The sequence below is a fragment of the Sphingobacterium sp. IITKGP-BTPF85 genome (assembly GCF_001006065.1).
In the GTDB taxonomy this organism is placed as follows: Bacteria; Bacteroidota; Bacteroidia; order Sphingobacteriales; family Sphingobacteriaceae; genus Sphingobacterium; species Sphingobacterium anhuiense.
Genome location: NZ_ASZT02000015.1, coordinates 1 through 15,276, shown reverse-complemented (window position 1 = coordinate 15,276; position 15,276 = coordinate 1). Strand labels below are relative to the sequence as shown.

The following is a 15,276-nucleotide window of genomic DNA, read 5'->3' as shown; positions in this document are numbered from 1 at the left end:
AATGCCAAATATGCCCTATTTATATGGTAATGCTGACGCACTTACTATTTTCACAACGTCGGTAAACAGAATAATACTTTAACGGTAGGATATAATCTTCAATATATACATGAGTTCTTTTTAGATTGGCCAAGTTTAGCGACCCCATCTCAAAGATATAGAATCCCAACACAAGTATCACATGATGTAAACATCATCTATTCTTTAGCATCTGGAAAATATAATATCGCTTTAGAATGTAATAATCTAACCGATGCAACACGTTTCGACAATTTCGAAATGCAAAAGCCAAGTAGATCTTTCAATATTAAGTTCAGATACTTTATACGTACAAAATAACAATCACAATTCAATAAATAAATACAATGAAAAAGTTAAACACTTTAAAAATGCTGACCCTAGCATGTGGCGTTTTAGCATCACTGCATGTTCAAAAGACAATCCTTCTGATGGAGGAAGTGATACCGGAAATTCCGGAAAAAGAGAAAAATTTGTTTTTATCGTAAATGGACAAGGTAGTGGAGAAGCTGGAACTTCAGGTAATTATATCCTGTCAACAGATAATGTAAGCGATGGAACACTCAGTATTGTAGGTAACGGTATGCCAGCGACAGAACAATCCTTTATCAATCAGAACAACTATATCTTTGGACTAACATATGGTGGTCAAGGACCGATAACCCCTTACAACATTGACAGTAAAGGTGAGTTCCAGAGACTTAAAGATGAACAAGTAAATGCTGAGACATCAGGTATTTATGGACATTTTGGAGACAAAAATATTATATTAGGTACCACAAATAGAAGTATTGTTAATCCAGTGGCAACCCTAAGAAATTACGATGCTCAAAATTTCTCTATAGCAAATAAAAACACTGTTGATCTATCCAAAGTTTTAGGCGGAAAAAGAATGGCCATCTGGACCGGCGTGTTTCAAGTAGGAAATAAAATATATGTTCCTTTTCAATCTGGAGACGGATCAAACAACTGGGGCGGTAATTTCACAACCACCGACACTACTTATATCGGTATCTTCTCTTATCCTGAGCTAAAATTCGAAAAAACAATTAGAGATGGACGTGGTTCACATATTGGAAATTGGTGGGCACAACAAGGTCTTGCTGTAGACAACAAAGGTGATGCATACGTTTGGTTTTCAGCAAATGAAGCATCTTTAGCTTCTAAAAACAAATCAGGATTTCTTCGAATTAAGAAAGGAACGGATGAATTTGATAAAGACTATTATTTTGATATTGAATCATTAGGAAATGGCAAAATTGCAAGAGGAAGTTATCTTAAAGATGATAAATTCTTAATGACAGTTTATAATAAAGGCGAACAAGCTGAAGGTGTAGGAGGTGGATTAGTAAAATTATACATCGTCGATATTCAGACAAAAAAGATGACTGAAATCAAAGAAATTCCTGCCCATGAACAACAAGGATATAAGGACGTCGTATTTGTTGAAAAAGATGGCAGTAAAGCTTATTATGCATGTCAGAGTTTAGAAGACAAACAATATTATACCTATACAATTGACATCAATAATGCAACAGCCAAAAGAGGTTTAAAATTTGTCGGTGTATCTGGTGTTTCGTCCATGAGTAAAATCAATTACTAAAAATAAAAATCCATTTATTCTGTCAAAGAAATACTTTGACAGAATAAATTTTATCACTTTATAAATAGCGCTTTAAATTATTATGCTCAGCAAAATTAATGCATGGCTACATCTTTGGTTAGGACTAGCGGCAGGCATACCTGTTGTTATCCTAAGTATAACCGGCTGTGTACTTGTCTTCGAACATGACATCAAAGAATTCACTACAAATTATATTCGCGTAGAAGCACAAAGATCAGAAGATCAGCTTCCTCCATCTGCAATCTACAAAGCTGTAAAGACAGCCATTCCAGACAAAGAAATAGCTAGTTCCTGGTATTATGGTTTAGATAAATCAGTTAAAGTAAGTTTAGACCACTCCGATAGTTTAGTCTATGTCAATCCTTATACAGCTGAGATCCTAGCTGTTGTTAATCATGAAGATTTCTTTCATTTCATGGATGAGGGGCACCGTCATCTATGGATGCCGAACAAGATCGGCCGTCAAGTAGTCGGCTGGAGTACTTTTATATTCTTTTCACTACTAATCACTGGTCTTATTTTATGGTGGCCAAAAAAATGGAACAAAAGATCTCGTGAGCAGAGTTTTACCATCAAATGGAAAGCGCGGTTCAAACGAGTAAATTATGACCTGCACAATGTATTAGGATTTTACGGACTAACCATAGCCTTAGTTATGTGCCTTACAGGGTTAATCATGAGCTTCCCGTGGATGCGCAAATCAGTAGTTTGGCTCAGCGGAGGATACCCGAATAAACCTAAAGTAGAACAAGTTGAAAAAGAAATACCTGATGATCAACCCTTGAATGATGCATTGGTTGTTGCTGATCAAATCTGGTATAAAGTGCGCCATGAATATGCTCGCCATAACAAAGAAGCCGTTATCGTCCACTACCCTGAAGCCGAGGATAAATCCGTATATGCATGTACAGATATGGAAAACGGTATATGGCGTGACTTAAATTTTGATCGTAATACGCTAGAATTAACAGGCAGAAAACAAGGTCCCATTGATGATGCCAATACCACAGAATGGCTAATGCGCGCAAATTATGCCTTACATACAGGATTCATTGGGGGAATGACTACTAAAATAATATATTTTTTAGCATCACTTATTTGCGCAACATTACCGATTACTGGTTTCTATATCTGGTGGGGGAAAAAGAAAAAAAAAGTAAAAAAATCAAAATCTATTCATCCAATAACATCTTAATCTTGCAGACATGTTTCATCATTGCAACTACTTACTTAGTTTATTTCTAGTTTTTACTTTATTTGTTGCCAGTGCTCAAAATTCTGCTAAAATCATGGGCCGTGTCCTAGATGAACAGAACGAACCTGTACCCCATGCACAAGTAACTTTACATCGCGTTCATGATGGAACTGTCGCAAAAATTATTACTGCCGATAGCATAGGGAATTTTATTTTCCCTAATGCACCATATGGAAATTACTATGTGCATATAAAAATATGACACACGAAGATTTTAAAACATCTCAATTCATATTAAGCGAGCACGTGAATGCATATGATTTTGGGGAAATTGTATTGCTTCAAAACAATGCTTATCTGAGTGAGGTTGTCATCAATAAACGCAAGCAATTTATAGAACAACATCAAGATAAAACCATTTTCAACATAGAAAACTCTGCATTAGCAGATGGTAACAGTGGATTAGAACTTTTGACCAAAATTCCAGGTATAAGTCTAGATGATAATGGAACCTTCAGTTTAAAAGGAAAATCTGGTGCTTCTATCATGATTAACGGAAAACTTACCTACCTCTCCGCAGATCAGCTAGCCAATTTGTTAAGAAGTACATCCTCAAACGATATAACAAAAATTGAAGTTATGACTAATCCTAATTCCAAGCAAGATGCGGCAGGAACATCAGGGATAATCAATATCGTATTAAAAAAAGGATTGAAGCAAGGGTTGAACGGAGCTGTTTCCGGAAATATGGGAGCAGGTCGCGGATTACACCTAGGCGGTAGTTTAGACCTAAATTACAGAACGGAAAAAATAAATATCTTCGGAAATTACAATCAATACTTCAAAATTTAGAGTATTACAATTCATTAACACGCTACTTTTATAAAGATACGCAAGCAGAACCAGAAGCCTACTCCCAACAGGAAAACAAAATTCAACCGAAACTGCGTTCAAATAATTTCAGAGTTGGTATGGATTTTTATTTAAGTTCAAAACAGACTTTGGGATTTCTAGTAAATGGAGGCTTTGGTAAATATCCAAAATATGAACCAACCACCAATCATTTTAGAAACTATGCGACAAAAGATCTTATCTGGTCGGCTTCAACCATAACCGAAGGAAAAGAAAGATGGGAAGACATGTTATATAACATCAATTATAACCTGAAGTTCAACGAAAATGGACATGAACTAAAAGTGGATTTTGATATGATTGACCATTATTCCAAAATGGATCAAACACTAAATACTAAATACAGTAATGAAAATCAAAATAATATACGCCCCTTATCATCACGCACTGGCGATATTCCCTCAGACAGTAAGGTTTATGTTGCAAAAATTGATTATACCCTCCCTTTTAATGAAACTTTTAAGCTAGAAACTGGTTGGAAAGCAAGTCATATCCGGACAGAAAACGATTTGCGGTATGATACATTGCTAAATGAGAGTTATGTTCCAGATCTATCGACAAGTAATCACTTCATTTATAAAGAAACGATACAAGCAGGTTATGTGAATCTATCAAAAACTTGGAGCAAATTTTCAACACAAGTAGGATTACGAGCAGAGCACACATCTACCGATGGTAATCAAATAACTTTAAATGAACAGTTCTCTAAAGATTATTTAAAGTTTTTCCCATCAGCATTTTTATCTTATAGCATCAATAACAATCATAAAGTACAACTAAGCTATAGCTATCGCATCGAGCGTCCATCCTTCTGGAGTCTAAACCCATTCCGCGTCTATACAGACCCCTTCTCCTATTCAGAAGGAAATTCAAAACTAGATCCTGCTTACGAGCACGCTTATGAAGCTAACTATACACTAGCTAACAAATATATATTTACGTTAAATTATGCAGACAGATCTAATGTCGTAAATGATATCATAGGATTAGATCCTACAAACAAACAAATCACTTTGAAAGACCCGAAAATATCGGTTCATTCAAAAATTTTGGCGTATCATTCATGGCTCCTACACAATTATTTTCCTGGTGGACAGCTACACATTTTGCAAACTATTACAGAAACGAATATGAGATTCCACAAGAAAATGAACTAATCAAAAGATCAGGCAATACGTTATCATTAAATACACAAAATACTTTCAAACTACCCAAAGATTGGTCTGTAGAGATTGGAGGAAATTATAACTCTGGTCTGACCATTGGTTTAACGAATATCAAAAGTTACGGACTTATTTACAGTGGAATACAAAAGAGCATTTTAAGTAAAAAAGCAACGATTAAGCTGGTCGTTAACGACATATTTCATACCAATAACCGTCGATATGAAACAGTATCCAATGCAGTGAGATTAATAGGAAAATCAAATCCAGATAGCAGAACAGCAATTTTATCATTCAATTACCGATTTGGAGGTTCAGATCACAGAGCAAAAGAACGCTCAACAGGTTCGGAAGATATCAAAAATAGATTATAAAAATCAACACGATGCAAAGGTGATATTCCACACCAGTATAAATAGAAAACAGCTATCAAAAGAAATTGATAGCTGTTTTCTATTTATACTTATTCGAGCGTTGTAAATACGAACAACTTTGAAAACTTCAGAACATATATCCTTACTAATTAATCTCTTTACGAAGAAGCACATTTTAGCAAGAAACCTGCCCTGCATATTAATAAACAATAAAACATGAATTTCCTAAATCATCATATGACATTCATATCAAAAACACCATAAATAGAACTATCTCAAAATTGTTATCTTTGTAAAAAAATCAAATATGTCTGTTAAGATTGGCGAAAATATAGATTTAGGAGACTTTCCATTATTGCTAGCTCCAATGGAGGATGTAAGTGATCCGCCATTCCGTTTTGTTTGTAAGCAAAATGGGGTAGATATGATGTATACGGAATTTATCTCTTCAGAAGGATTAATTCGAGACGCAGCAAAATCACGTAAAAAGTTAGATATCTTCGAGTATGAAAGACCAATAGGTATACAAATCTTCGGTTCCGAAATCGAACACATGAGACAGTCATCCGAAATCTGCACATTAGCAAATCCAGATCTAATCGATATTAATTACGGTTGTCCAGTTAAAAACGTTGCTTGCCGTGGAGCAGGTGCTAGTTTATTGCAAGATATCGATCGTATGGTCGCAATGACAAAAGCAGTCGTGGAAGGAACACATCTACCAGTTACTGTGAAGACCCGCCTTGGCTGGGACGATGATACCAAAAATGTTTATGAAGTGGCAGAACGTTTACAGGATATCGGTATTAAAGCTTTATCAATACATGGACGTACACGCGCACAAATGTATAAAGGGCAAGCAGATTGGTCTATGATTCGTGATATTAAGCGTAATCCACGCATTAAAATTCCAATTTTTGGAAACGGCGATGTAGATTCTTTAGAAAAAGCAATTGCATGGCGCCAGGAATATGAAGTTGATGGTATTATGATTGGTCGCGCCTCAATTGGATATCCTTGGATATTTAGAGAAATAAAACACTTTTTCAACACAGGAGAACGTTTAGCCGGTCCAACAATTGCTGAACGTGTAGATGTGTGCAGAACACATTTGATTAAATCAATTGAATGGAAAGGTCCTAAAACAGGTATTTTCGAAATGCGTCGTCATTATTCAAACTACTTTAAAGGTATACCAGACTTTAAAGAATACAGAATGCGATTAGTCAGTCTTCAGACATTCGAAGAGATCCAAGAAGTGTTAGACGAAATACAACATAACTTTGCAGAAGAAGCTATTTATTAAAAATAGCTTCTTCTAACTTTTAGACTTCAACATCTTCATTACCGTTTTCCTCTCGACAAAAACGGTTCCCAATAAGTAAGCAATCAACATCATATTGCCAATCCAAAAATTCCGGTCAAATACTATGTAATGGATATAAACGATCATAGTACCAACCAACATATAAGCCCCAATTTTAAAGATCTTATAAGGAATTGGATAATTCTTTTGTCCCCAAAATAGGATAAAAATACCATTACACCATAAGTTATGGTCGTCACATAAATTGCACCGACATAGCTGTAGCGCGGAATCAGGATATAACACAATATAATTGTAATTAAAGCCCCAATACCTGAAATATAGAGACCGTATCGTGTTTGATCAGAAAGTTTATACCACACAGAAAGGTTCATATATATCCCAAGCATCACATAGTTGAATAAAATAACAGGAATAATAAATAGACCCGACCAATATTCTGCACTCTCTGAAGCAGATCCTCCTTGAATAAAATACTTAAGCCATTCAATATTGACAGACAATCCGATCATGACAACCATCATAGCAATCACAAAATATTCCATGATCATTGCATAAACCTTTTTCGAATTATCATTTTTGGCATAGGAGAAGAAAAAAGGTTCGGCTCCTAAACGAAATGCCTGCACGAAAATGCTTAAGAAAACAGCAATCTTTGCAATAGCACCATATATACCAACATCTCGGTCAGCAATACTTTTCGGTAATAATTCAGGCATTAAAATCTTATCTAGGTTTTCGTTTATGATAAATGAAATATTAGCGATCAAAATAGGAAAGCTATATCGAAACATATCACCTAATAACACCCGATCAATTTTAAAATTAAATGTTCTAATCTCGGGCAACAGCATCAACAATGTCACTGCACTCGCTACAAAATTAGAAATAAACACATAACCCAACCATGAGTTATATACCAGCTAGAAAAATATGGTTCAGTATCCGGAAAATGTTGAAGTAAATAAGGTATGAAGACAATGAATGTCAAGTTTAAAATAACAAATGTGATGATATTGACTAACTTCAATACGCCGTAGCGCAATGGCCGACCATTAGCACGAACTTTGGCAAAAGGAACAACAGCAAGTGCATCAACGACTAAAGTAAGTCCAACAAAGTAAATATAGCTTTTATATTGACCTACAGAGTCAATATTTTCTTTTGCAAACCAATGCGCAATGTCATTAGAAAAAATAAGAATAGTTAATAGAAAAATTAAAGAAGTAAAAATGGTGACAACAAAGCTATTATTGAATACTTTAGATTTATCCTTCTCCTCAACTTTCTGTAAATATCTAAAATAGGTTGTTTCCATCCCAAAAGCTAGGAATGCATTGATCATAGCTGCCCAAGAATACATATTCGTAAATATTCCATAGGTGGAAGCTTCAAATTTACGAACGAAAATTGGCGTTAAAACAAAATTCAGTAATCTAGAGATGATAGTACTGAGACCGTAGATCAAGGTTTGACCAGCAAATTTCTTAAAAACAGACAAAATATTAAGATTTATTTAGACGATTTTTTTAGTACTTCAAAATTCTTAAAATCTTCCCAGACGCCCTCTTCACAAATCACTTCTTCCACTACTGCGCGCTCAGGTCCCTCTTCACAGAATTCTTTTAAACAATCTAGAGCAAAATCATCACCCTCTGCCTCAATATAAACAGAACCATCCGCTAAATTTCTAACAAACCCTTTAATACCCAATTGGTCGGCAACTGCTTTGGTAGATAACCTAAAATAAACCCCCTGTACTTTTCCTTTGATAGAAATATTAACATGTTTCATATCAACAAAAGTACAGAAGATTTTGAGTATTTTACTATGCTAATCTTTGCACCGTAACTTTATCAGATAATCTAAAATGTTCCATATTTTTTAATAGAACAAGACCTGGTTTTTTACCAACTTCAATTGAACCAAATTTATCATCGATATTTAAAGCCTGTGCCCCATTAATAGTAGCCCACTGGATAGATTGCTGAAAATCTAAATTATCAAAATGTTTATGTAACACTTTTAATTCATCTAAAATTGAAAGCTTATCATTGGATGCTAAACTATCTGTACCGATTACAATTTTTTGATTATCGTTTACAAAGTTCATTACTTTTGGCAATTGACCTTCAATATAAAGATTCGCCTTCGGACATAAACACCATACGATATCACGGCCCATTCGGTCCACAAAATCAAGGTCTTTCAATGACGTATACGTATTGTGAACCAAGATCAACTTATTAGGATGAGGTAAATATGGTAAATATGACTGAATTGAATTTCTAGCCTGAGCTTTAAACAAATCAGGATTTTTCCCTATTACTTTAAAGAAATCGATAAATCCTCCCGTTTTATAACGAAACAATCTATTTTCTTCATCACTCTCTTGATTATGAATACTGATAATATTAACATCAGAAACTGCTTTTTTAAATTTCTTCAGAAGTATTTTCGAACAAGAATAAGGAGCATGTGGTGTAATTGAAGAATGTGCTGGATCAAATTCATGAATCAAATCCTTAGCCTCCTGCAATCGACCATCAGCTTCATCCGGCTCTATTCCGAAGACTTCAACAAAAGTGTGGTAAAGAATCTTACTAGACTCCTTAATGTTAGATGTGTTATCAGAATTCACGTGATCTCCAACTGCCACAATACCATTATTGTACATTTCTTCATCAGCAGCAGCCATCGCTTTATCAATCACTTTTAAAGAAGTGCCACGACTTGTCATAACCGAAGAAAGAAAAGCTGGTAATCCAGTTTTTGCGGAATCGTACCCTTCATATGGGACAATTCTAAGTGACAATGCGCATTAATAAATCCAGGAACAATAACTCCTTCAAATTTTTCAATATGCTGGCCGCTCAATTCTACGTCTTTACTTTCATAAATCCCAAGGATTTCACCATCATCATTAACTTTTACCACTCCATCTTTAATAGGTAAAGATGTAATTGGTAAGATATAGGTAGCGCTAAAATATTTCATTATTATAAAAACTTTAATAGTTACTTAGCATTCAGGTCAACGCAAAGGAACTGTGGTTATTAACGTTAAAATTCGTGCCAAAATTTAGTAAAAAAAATATTACCATTAAAAAAAACAAATTTACACAATTAGTTTAATTATTTAATCGTGATAAAAATCAAAGACTTTTAGATAAATTAACTTATAAGAATGTAACATAAATTTAAACCTTAATAAAAACTCCCTTGTTGCTAAAAACAATTAACATGAGCTAAAAGTTTGAATTTTAGCATATTTTTTGAAGGTAGGGAATAAGTTTAAATTCAGCCAATATATTATCTAAAAACCACAATTTTATTCATTTTTGTAGCGATTCAATGACGTTATGTCAGTGAAGCATCAATAAATCATGGAATTATAAATGGACATCCTTTTAGTTATAAAAAAAAAGAAACCGGATCAATACAGCTACTTTAAAATCCGAAAGAAGCTAAAGATAAAGCAACACAACATTCATCATAATACAATCCTATAAACGAAAATCTATTCCACTTATTTTTACGAGCAAAACAAATTGATATTCCAAAACTCAATTCCTCAACATCCATTTTTACATTATATTTTTAGTACAGATTTTATTTAATACCTTCGCATTATCAATAAGGGGTGCCTTGTTCTACGAACACGAATAAAGGCTGAGATTATACCCAACAATACATTTATGTGTTGTGCACCTGATCCAGATAATGCTGGCGGAGGGAAAAGGTTAGTTAAATAAGTGAAAAACTGTTGTAACCCCTAGCAATAGTTTGTTTAACTCAAAATTCAATTAAAAAACATGATTAAAAATTTAATCAGCACAGTGCTATTTCTAGGAATAACATTATCCGTATCAGCTCAAAACGCTTTATCCATCAAAGTCTTAGACAATGAAACAAAAAAATCGTTACAGGGCGCAAGTATCGTTCTGACAAAAAATCAGAGTAAGAATTTAACAACTGATCGAAATGGCACTTCAAAGTTTTCAGGATTACCTGATGGACAATACGCCATAACAATCTCTTACATAGGCTATAGTACAGAAAAGAAGCAGATTGATCTGGTACAAAATACTGATCTTGAAATCTTTCTAAAACCACGTGCTATAAAAACAGAAGAAGTCCTGGTCATGGCAACACGTGCCAAAAACAACTCTTCTACAACCTATAAAAATATTAGCAAACAAGATATCGCTAAAAACAATTTCGGACAAGATATTCCATATCTACTAGATCAAACACCATCTGTCGTCATAGGATCGGACGCAGGAGCAGGTATAGGATATACAAATATGAAAATAAGAGGATCTGATAATGCCCGCATAAATGTAACATTGAATGGAATTCCGTTGAATGACGCGGAAAGTATGGGCTCATTCTTCGTCAATCTTCCCGATTTTGCATCCTCAACCGAGAGTATCCAGATTCAAAGAGGAATTGGAACTTCTACAAACGGGGCGGGATCATTCGGGGCATCACTAAACATACAATCCAATACACTCGAAAAAGAGCCGTACGTAGAATTCAACAACTCTTTCGGCTCCTATAATTCTTGGAAAAATACTTTGAAAGTAGGTTCAGGACTACTAAATAATAAATTTGCCTTTAATGTTCGTCTCTCACGTATTTTGAGCGATGGCTATATCGACCGAGCATCTTCCGATTTAAAGTCTTTTTATGTAGATGGAGGTTATTATAGTGACAAACATATTTTAAAGGCCATTGTATTCTCTGGCAAGGAAAAAACATATCAATCTTGGTACGGAACACCAGAGCCAAGATTAAACAATGATATAGAGGGGATGAAAGATTATGCCGTCAATGATGGCTATACACAGCTAGAAACAGAAAATCTATTAAATTCTGGTCGCACTTACAACAAATACCTATATAAAAACCAAACAGACAACTACACGCAAACACATCACCAGTTACATTACACCAATTTTATCAATGAAAAACTAATTTTTAATGCGGCACTACATTACACCAGAGGTGCAGGCTATTACGAAGAATTCCGACCTGAAGACGACTTTTCAAAATACAATTTACCACCAGTCATTTCAGGAACCGATACCATCAAACAAACCGATTTGGTAAGGAGAAGATGGTTAGATAATTACTTCTATGGGACTACCTTTTCCTTCAACTATAATCCTTCACAGACAATAAAATTGACATGGGGTGGAGCTGCAAATCAATATAAGGGAGATCATTACGGTGAAATAATCTGGGCAAAATATGCTTCCGCCAGCAATTTAGGGGATAAATACTATCTCAATGATGCTAAAAAAGATGACATCAGTACATTTCTGAAAGCAGACTTTACATTCGAAAAATGGTTATTATTTGCGGATATACAGTATCGTAATATTAATTACCAAGTAAAAGGTGATGACGATAAAATCAAAGGAATGGATTTTAAAAGAAAATTCAATTTTGTAAATCCAAAATTAGGAATTACTTACCTCATCAATGAAAATTCAAATTTATACGCCTCATATGCCTATGCTAGTAAAGAACCTGTCAGAAATGACTTTGTTGATCTAAAAGGAAACAATCCCAAACCAGAGAAAATGCAAGATATCGAAGCTGGCTACCGCTTCAATAATGAAACATTTAACATCGGTACGAACTTTTATGGTATGTTCTATAAAGATCAACTTATTCCGACCGGAGCACTTAATAATGTAGGTTCTCCATTGAGAATGAATATCCCAAATAGCTATAGAATAGGCTTAGAAGTAGATGCCGCATGGAAAATTTCAGCGTATTTTGGTTGGAAAGCAACAGCGGGACTAAGTCAGAACAAAATCAAAAATTACACGGATGAAACGAGTGGAGAATTCATTAAAAAAACAGATATTGCACTTTCTCCGGCAACTATTTTATCAAGCGAGTTCACTTATCGCCCTCTTCGTTCAGTAGAAATTGCACTATTATCAAAATATATTTCAAGACAATATCTGGACAATAGTTCAGCCAAAGTAAGAAGTATAGACCCTTCATTTGTAAACAATATTAGAGCTATTTATAATTTCTCCATATTAGGTTTGAAAAATATAGACCTTGGACTTACTGTCAACAATATCCTAAATGAAAAATATCAAACCAACGGATATACTTGGGGTTATATGGACGGTACATCTCGAAAATATTTTAATTTTTACTATCCACAGGCTACAACAAATTTTATGTTAAGCCTAAACGTAAAATTCTAATAAAACAACTTGCGCCTTCAACATTAATTTAAGGCGCAAGTTGTTTTACAGCATTTTCAAGATCCATGACGTCAACAATACTTAATCAGATCAAACTCAATAGTTGGCATTTTTTTCTTAATATTGTCCTATGCGTGCAGTAATACAACGAGTTTCCAAGGCGAGCTGTTCGGTCGATAGCAAAATAACAGGTCAGATTAAAGACGGCTTACTAATCCTTATTGGGATCGAAGAGGAAGATACAATTGAAGATATGAAATGGATGGCACAAAAATTCGTTAATCTTCGAATATTTAATGATGAAAACGGTTTAATGAATAGATCGGTGCTAGACATACGTGGTGAAATATTACTTATATCCCAATTCACATTATTCGCACAAACAAAAAAAGGAAATCGCCCCTCTTTTATCCGTGCAGCCAAACCAGATAAAGCACAGCCAATGTACATACAAATGGCCCACTATCTTAGCACTTTAATAAACAGCGAAGTGCAAATGGGAATATTTGGTGCAGATATGAAAATTGATTTATTAAATGATGGGCCCGTTACCATCATAATGAATACACAGGATAAAGATAATTTCTAATACTATGACAATAAAAGAAGCACAGGAGACCATTGATAAATGGATCAATACAACAGGTATTCGCTATTTTAATGAATTAACAAACACAGCAATGCTAATGGAAGAAGTTGGAGAAGTTGCTAGAATTATGGCAAGACAGTATGGCGAACAATCATTTAAAAAATCTGATAAAGAAGTAAATTTAGCGGATGAAATGGCCGATGTTCTCTTTGTATTAATGTGCCTGGCCAATCAAACCGGTATTGATTTAACAGATGCGCTAGAAAAAAATTTAGAGAAAAAATCAATCCGTGACGCCGATCGACATAAAAACAATGAAAAATTAAAGTAATACAACATTACTATAATTTAGTTCGTTATATAAATATCAAATTAATTTTAATACAGTTTGCATGCAAACTGCTGAAGGGCTGTATCAAGAAACTTGATACAGCCTTTTAATTTCTTTATCTTTAATGCAGATCATTAATTCCCTCTGGAAATGAATTTAACACATTACGTCCATACATTAAAACACCATGTGCTTTTAGCAATCTTACTTACAGGATTAACACACGCTTCAGCACAAGATAGAAATAAAGAATTTACCTTTCAATATGACGCTCAGGAAATCGTTAATGGTAGCCAATACCAAAAGATCCAGATCCTGGATTCAAGAAAAGATACAACTCATTACGGAATCATACAAAAAGGTTTCTTAGGAAAATCCGCTACTGTAGTTGCAAATCCAGCTCTTGAAGATCAATTGCAGAAATATCTAGAAACAATCAGTAATGGAAATACGCAGAGAGATACATTGCTTTTGCAAATTCGAAGATTATCATTTTCTGAAATTGGTGGTGGAATCAAAGAAAAGGGCTTTTTTGATTTCAGAGCAAATCTATATCAAAAAAAGGGAACAATTATTTCCCATTAAATCATATCGACAGTAGCTTTCAAGTTTCAGGAATCGATGTCTCCAACAAATTATTAAAAAAAGGAAGCCTCATTGTAGATTCATTCATTCGTAAAAATTTAATAGTAAAAGACATATCGTCCGAATCATTAACCTTACAGGATATCCAAAACATTGATTACAAGGAAAAAGAGAAATTACCATTATATGCCGCAGAACATCTCGTGGACGGGATTTATATGAGCTATGAAACTCTAAAAAACCAAAAACCAGATTATCCGCTAGTTGATGAGAAAGATAAAAAAGGCAAAATCAAATACTATTATTACACCAATGATAAAGGGAAAAAAGTAAAATTAAAAGATTCACAGATATATGCCGTGGTAGATAATGACGAAACCTATGTCTCCACAAGTTTTGGATATTATCCACTTGTAATGGAAAATGACGAATACTATTTCTATGGTTTAGCAGAAGAAAACAGTACGAGCTTCTCGATATCAGCAGGCATAGGATCAGGTTTTGGATATGGAGGTGGAATGATTGGAATTGGAGTGGGATCAGCACCTTCAAACATTAAGCGATACAAAATAAAAATTGACCATTTAGATGGAAATTTTGAAAAAATAGAACGACTACCTAATTAAGATTATGAAAAAAAGCAAATTCTATTTGTTTATTATTACGGCGGCGCTGTCAGTACAATCGTGCACAGTTTCGTTAGAACTTGATAAAAAAGCCAAGACCTTCAATAAGGCGGCGGTTGTTACCGCGCATCCCTTAGCTTACAAAGTTGGTGTAGATATCTAAAAATGGGGGGCAACGCCATTGATGCCGCTGTCGCAGTACAATTTGCATTAGCAGTAGTTTACCCTAATGCTGGAAACATAGGTGGTGGTGGGTTTATGGTCTACAGAAGTAGTAAAGGCTGAAATCAATGCTTA

At 34.5% G+C, this 15,276-nt stretch carries 15 protein-coding genes, 2 pseudogenes and 1 riboswitch; of the genes and pseudogenes, 12 read left to right on the top strand and 5 right to left on the bottom strand.

What is annotated here, in order from left to right:
• Positions 1 to 403 precede the first annotated feature (403 nt).
• The 6 genes and pseudogenes from L950_RS04875 (at position 404) to dusB (ending at position 6,592) form a co-directional block, all read left to right on the top strand.
• Positions 404 to 1,621, top strand: coding sequence for a DUF4374 domain-containing protein (locus L950_RS04875; protein WP_031289831.1), 1,218 nt, complete (start codon positions 404 to 406; stop codon positions 1,619 to 1,621).
• A gap of 82 nt (positions 1,622 to 1,703) precedes the next feature.
• Positions 1,704 to 2,837: a PepSY-associated TM helix domain-containing protein gene (locus tag L950_RS04870; protein ID WP_021192362.1), complete on the top strand. Its 1,134-nt coding sequence runs from the start codon at positions 1,704 to 1,706 to the stop codon at positions 2,835 to 2,837.
• A gap of 10 nt (positions 2,838 to 2,847) precedes the next feature.
• On the top strand, positions 2,848 to 3,099 hold the full coding sequence (locus L950_RS25870) for a carboxypeptidase-like regulatory domain-containing protein (protein ID WP_021192361.1): 252 nt from the start codon (positions 2,848 to 2,850) through the stop codon (positions 3,097 to 3,099).
• Positions 3,096 to 3,689 (top strand): hypothetical protein, encoded by a 594-nt coding sequence (locus L950_RS25865; protein WP_021192360.1) that lies wholly within the window; start codon positions 3,096 to 3,098, stop codon positions 3,687 to 3,689. The genes L950_RS25870 and L950_RS25865 overlap by 4 nt, the downstream gene beginning before the upstream one ends.
• Before the next feature lie 119 nt (positions 3,690 to 3,808).
• A pseudogene (locus tag L950_RS37080) lies at positions 3,809 to 5,286 on the top strand (outer membrane beta-barrel family protein).
• 307 nt (positions 5,287 to 5,593) lie between these two features.
• Complete coding sequence (dusB, locus tag L950_RS04860; protein WP_021192357.1) at positions 5,594 to 6,592, top strand: tRNA dihydrouridine synthase DusB; 999 nt, start codon at positions 5,594 to 5,596, stop codon at positions 6,590 to 6,592.
• A 143-nt stretch (positions 6,593 to 6,735) separates the two neighbouring features.
• On the opposite strand, the gene L950_RS36260 is transcribed toward dusB, so the two are convergent.
• Genes L950_RS36260 through L950_RS31930 form a run of 5 tightly spaced genes read right to left on the bottom strand, consistent with a single transcriptional unit; the run spans position 6,736 to position 9,610 of the window.
• Complete coding sequence (locus L950_RS36260; protein ID WP_316930537.1) at positions 6,736 to 7,509, bottom strand: lipopolysaccharide biosynthesis protein; 774 nt, start codon at positions 7,507 to 7,509, stop codon at positions 6,736 to 6,738.
• Complete coding sequence (locus L950_RS36255) at positions 7,488 to 8,114, bottom strand: lipopolysaccharide biosynthesis protein (RefSeq protein ID WP_316930536.1); 627 nt, start codon at positions 8,112 to 8,114, stop codon at positions 7,488 to 7,490. Before L950_RS36255 ends, L950_RS36260 begins: the two co-directional genes overlap by 22 nt.
• Before the next feature lie 11 nt (positions 8,115 to 8,125).
• Positions 8,126 to 8,407: an acylphosphatase gene (locus L950_RS04850; protein WP_021192356.1), complete on the bottom strand. Its 282-nt coding sequence runs from the start codon at positions 8,405 to 8,407 to the stop codon at positions 8,126 to 8,128.
• 34 nt (positions 8,408 to 8,441) lie between these two features.
• The gene (locus tag L950_RS04845) at positions 8,442 to 9,353 is read right to left on the bottom strand and encodes an amidohydrolase family protein (protein ID WP_231576864.1); all 912 of its coding nucleotides are present in this window, start codon (positions 9,351 to 9,353) and stop codon (positions 8,442 to 8,444) included.
• On the bottom strand, positions 9,350 to 9,610 hold the full coding sequence (locus L950_RS31930) for a hypothetical protein (protein ID WP_231576863.1): 261 nt from the start codon (positions 9,608 to 9,610) through the stop codon (positions 9,350 to 9,352). Before L950_RS31930 ends, L950_RS04845 begins: the two co-directional genes overlap by 4 nt.
• Positions 9,611 to 10,241: 631 nt before the next feature.
• Positions 10,242 to 10,367: riboswitch (TPP riboswitch) on the top strand.
• A 60-nt stretch (positions 10,368 to 10,427) separates the two neighbouring features.
• Here L950_RS31930 and L950_RS04840 point away from each other — a divergent pair.
• The 6 genes and pseudogenes from L950_RS04840 to L950_RS27570 all read left to right on the top strand — a co-directional run.
• Entirely contained in the window at positions 10,428 to 12,848 is a 2,421-nt protein-coding gene (locus L950_RS04840) for a TonB-dependent receptor (RefSeq protein ID WP_021192355.1), read from the top strand.
• Between the two features lie 130 nt (positions 12,849 to 12,978).
• Positions 12,979 to 13,437, top strand: a complete 459-nt coding sequence (gene dtd / locus L950_RS04835; protein ID WP_021192354.1) for a D-aminoacyl-tRNA deacylase — start codon at positions 12,979 to 12,981, stop codon at positions 13,435 to 13,437.
• Positions 13,438 to 13,441: 4 nt separating this feature from the next.
• A complete protein-coding gene (locus L950_RS04830; RefSeq protein ID WP_021192353.1) occupies positions 13,442 to 13,768 on the top strand; it encodes a nucleotide pyrophosphohydrolase in 327 nt (108 codons plus the stop codon).
• Positions 13,769 to 13,918: 150 nt separating this feature from the next.
• On the top strand, positions 13,919 to 14,353 hold the full coding sequence (locus tag L950_RS04825) for a hypothetical protein (protein ID WP_021192352.1): 435 nt from the start codon (positions 13,919 to 13,921) through the stop codon (positions 14,351 to 14,353).
• A 218-nt stretch (positions 14,354 to 14,571) separates the two neighbouring features.
• A complete protein-coding gene (locus L950_RS04820; protein WP_021192351.1) occupies positions 14,572 to 14,979 on the top strand; it encodes a hypothetical protein in 408 nt (135 codons plus the stop codon).
• A gap of 46 nt (positions 14,980 to 15,025) precedes the next feature.
• Positions 15,026 to 15,261, top strand: a pseudogene (locus tag L950_RS27570) (gamma-glutamyltransferase); the annotation flags it as partial.
• Positions 15,262 to 15,276: the final 15 nt, after the last annotated feature.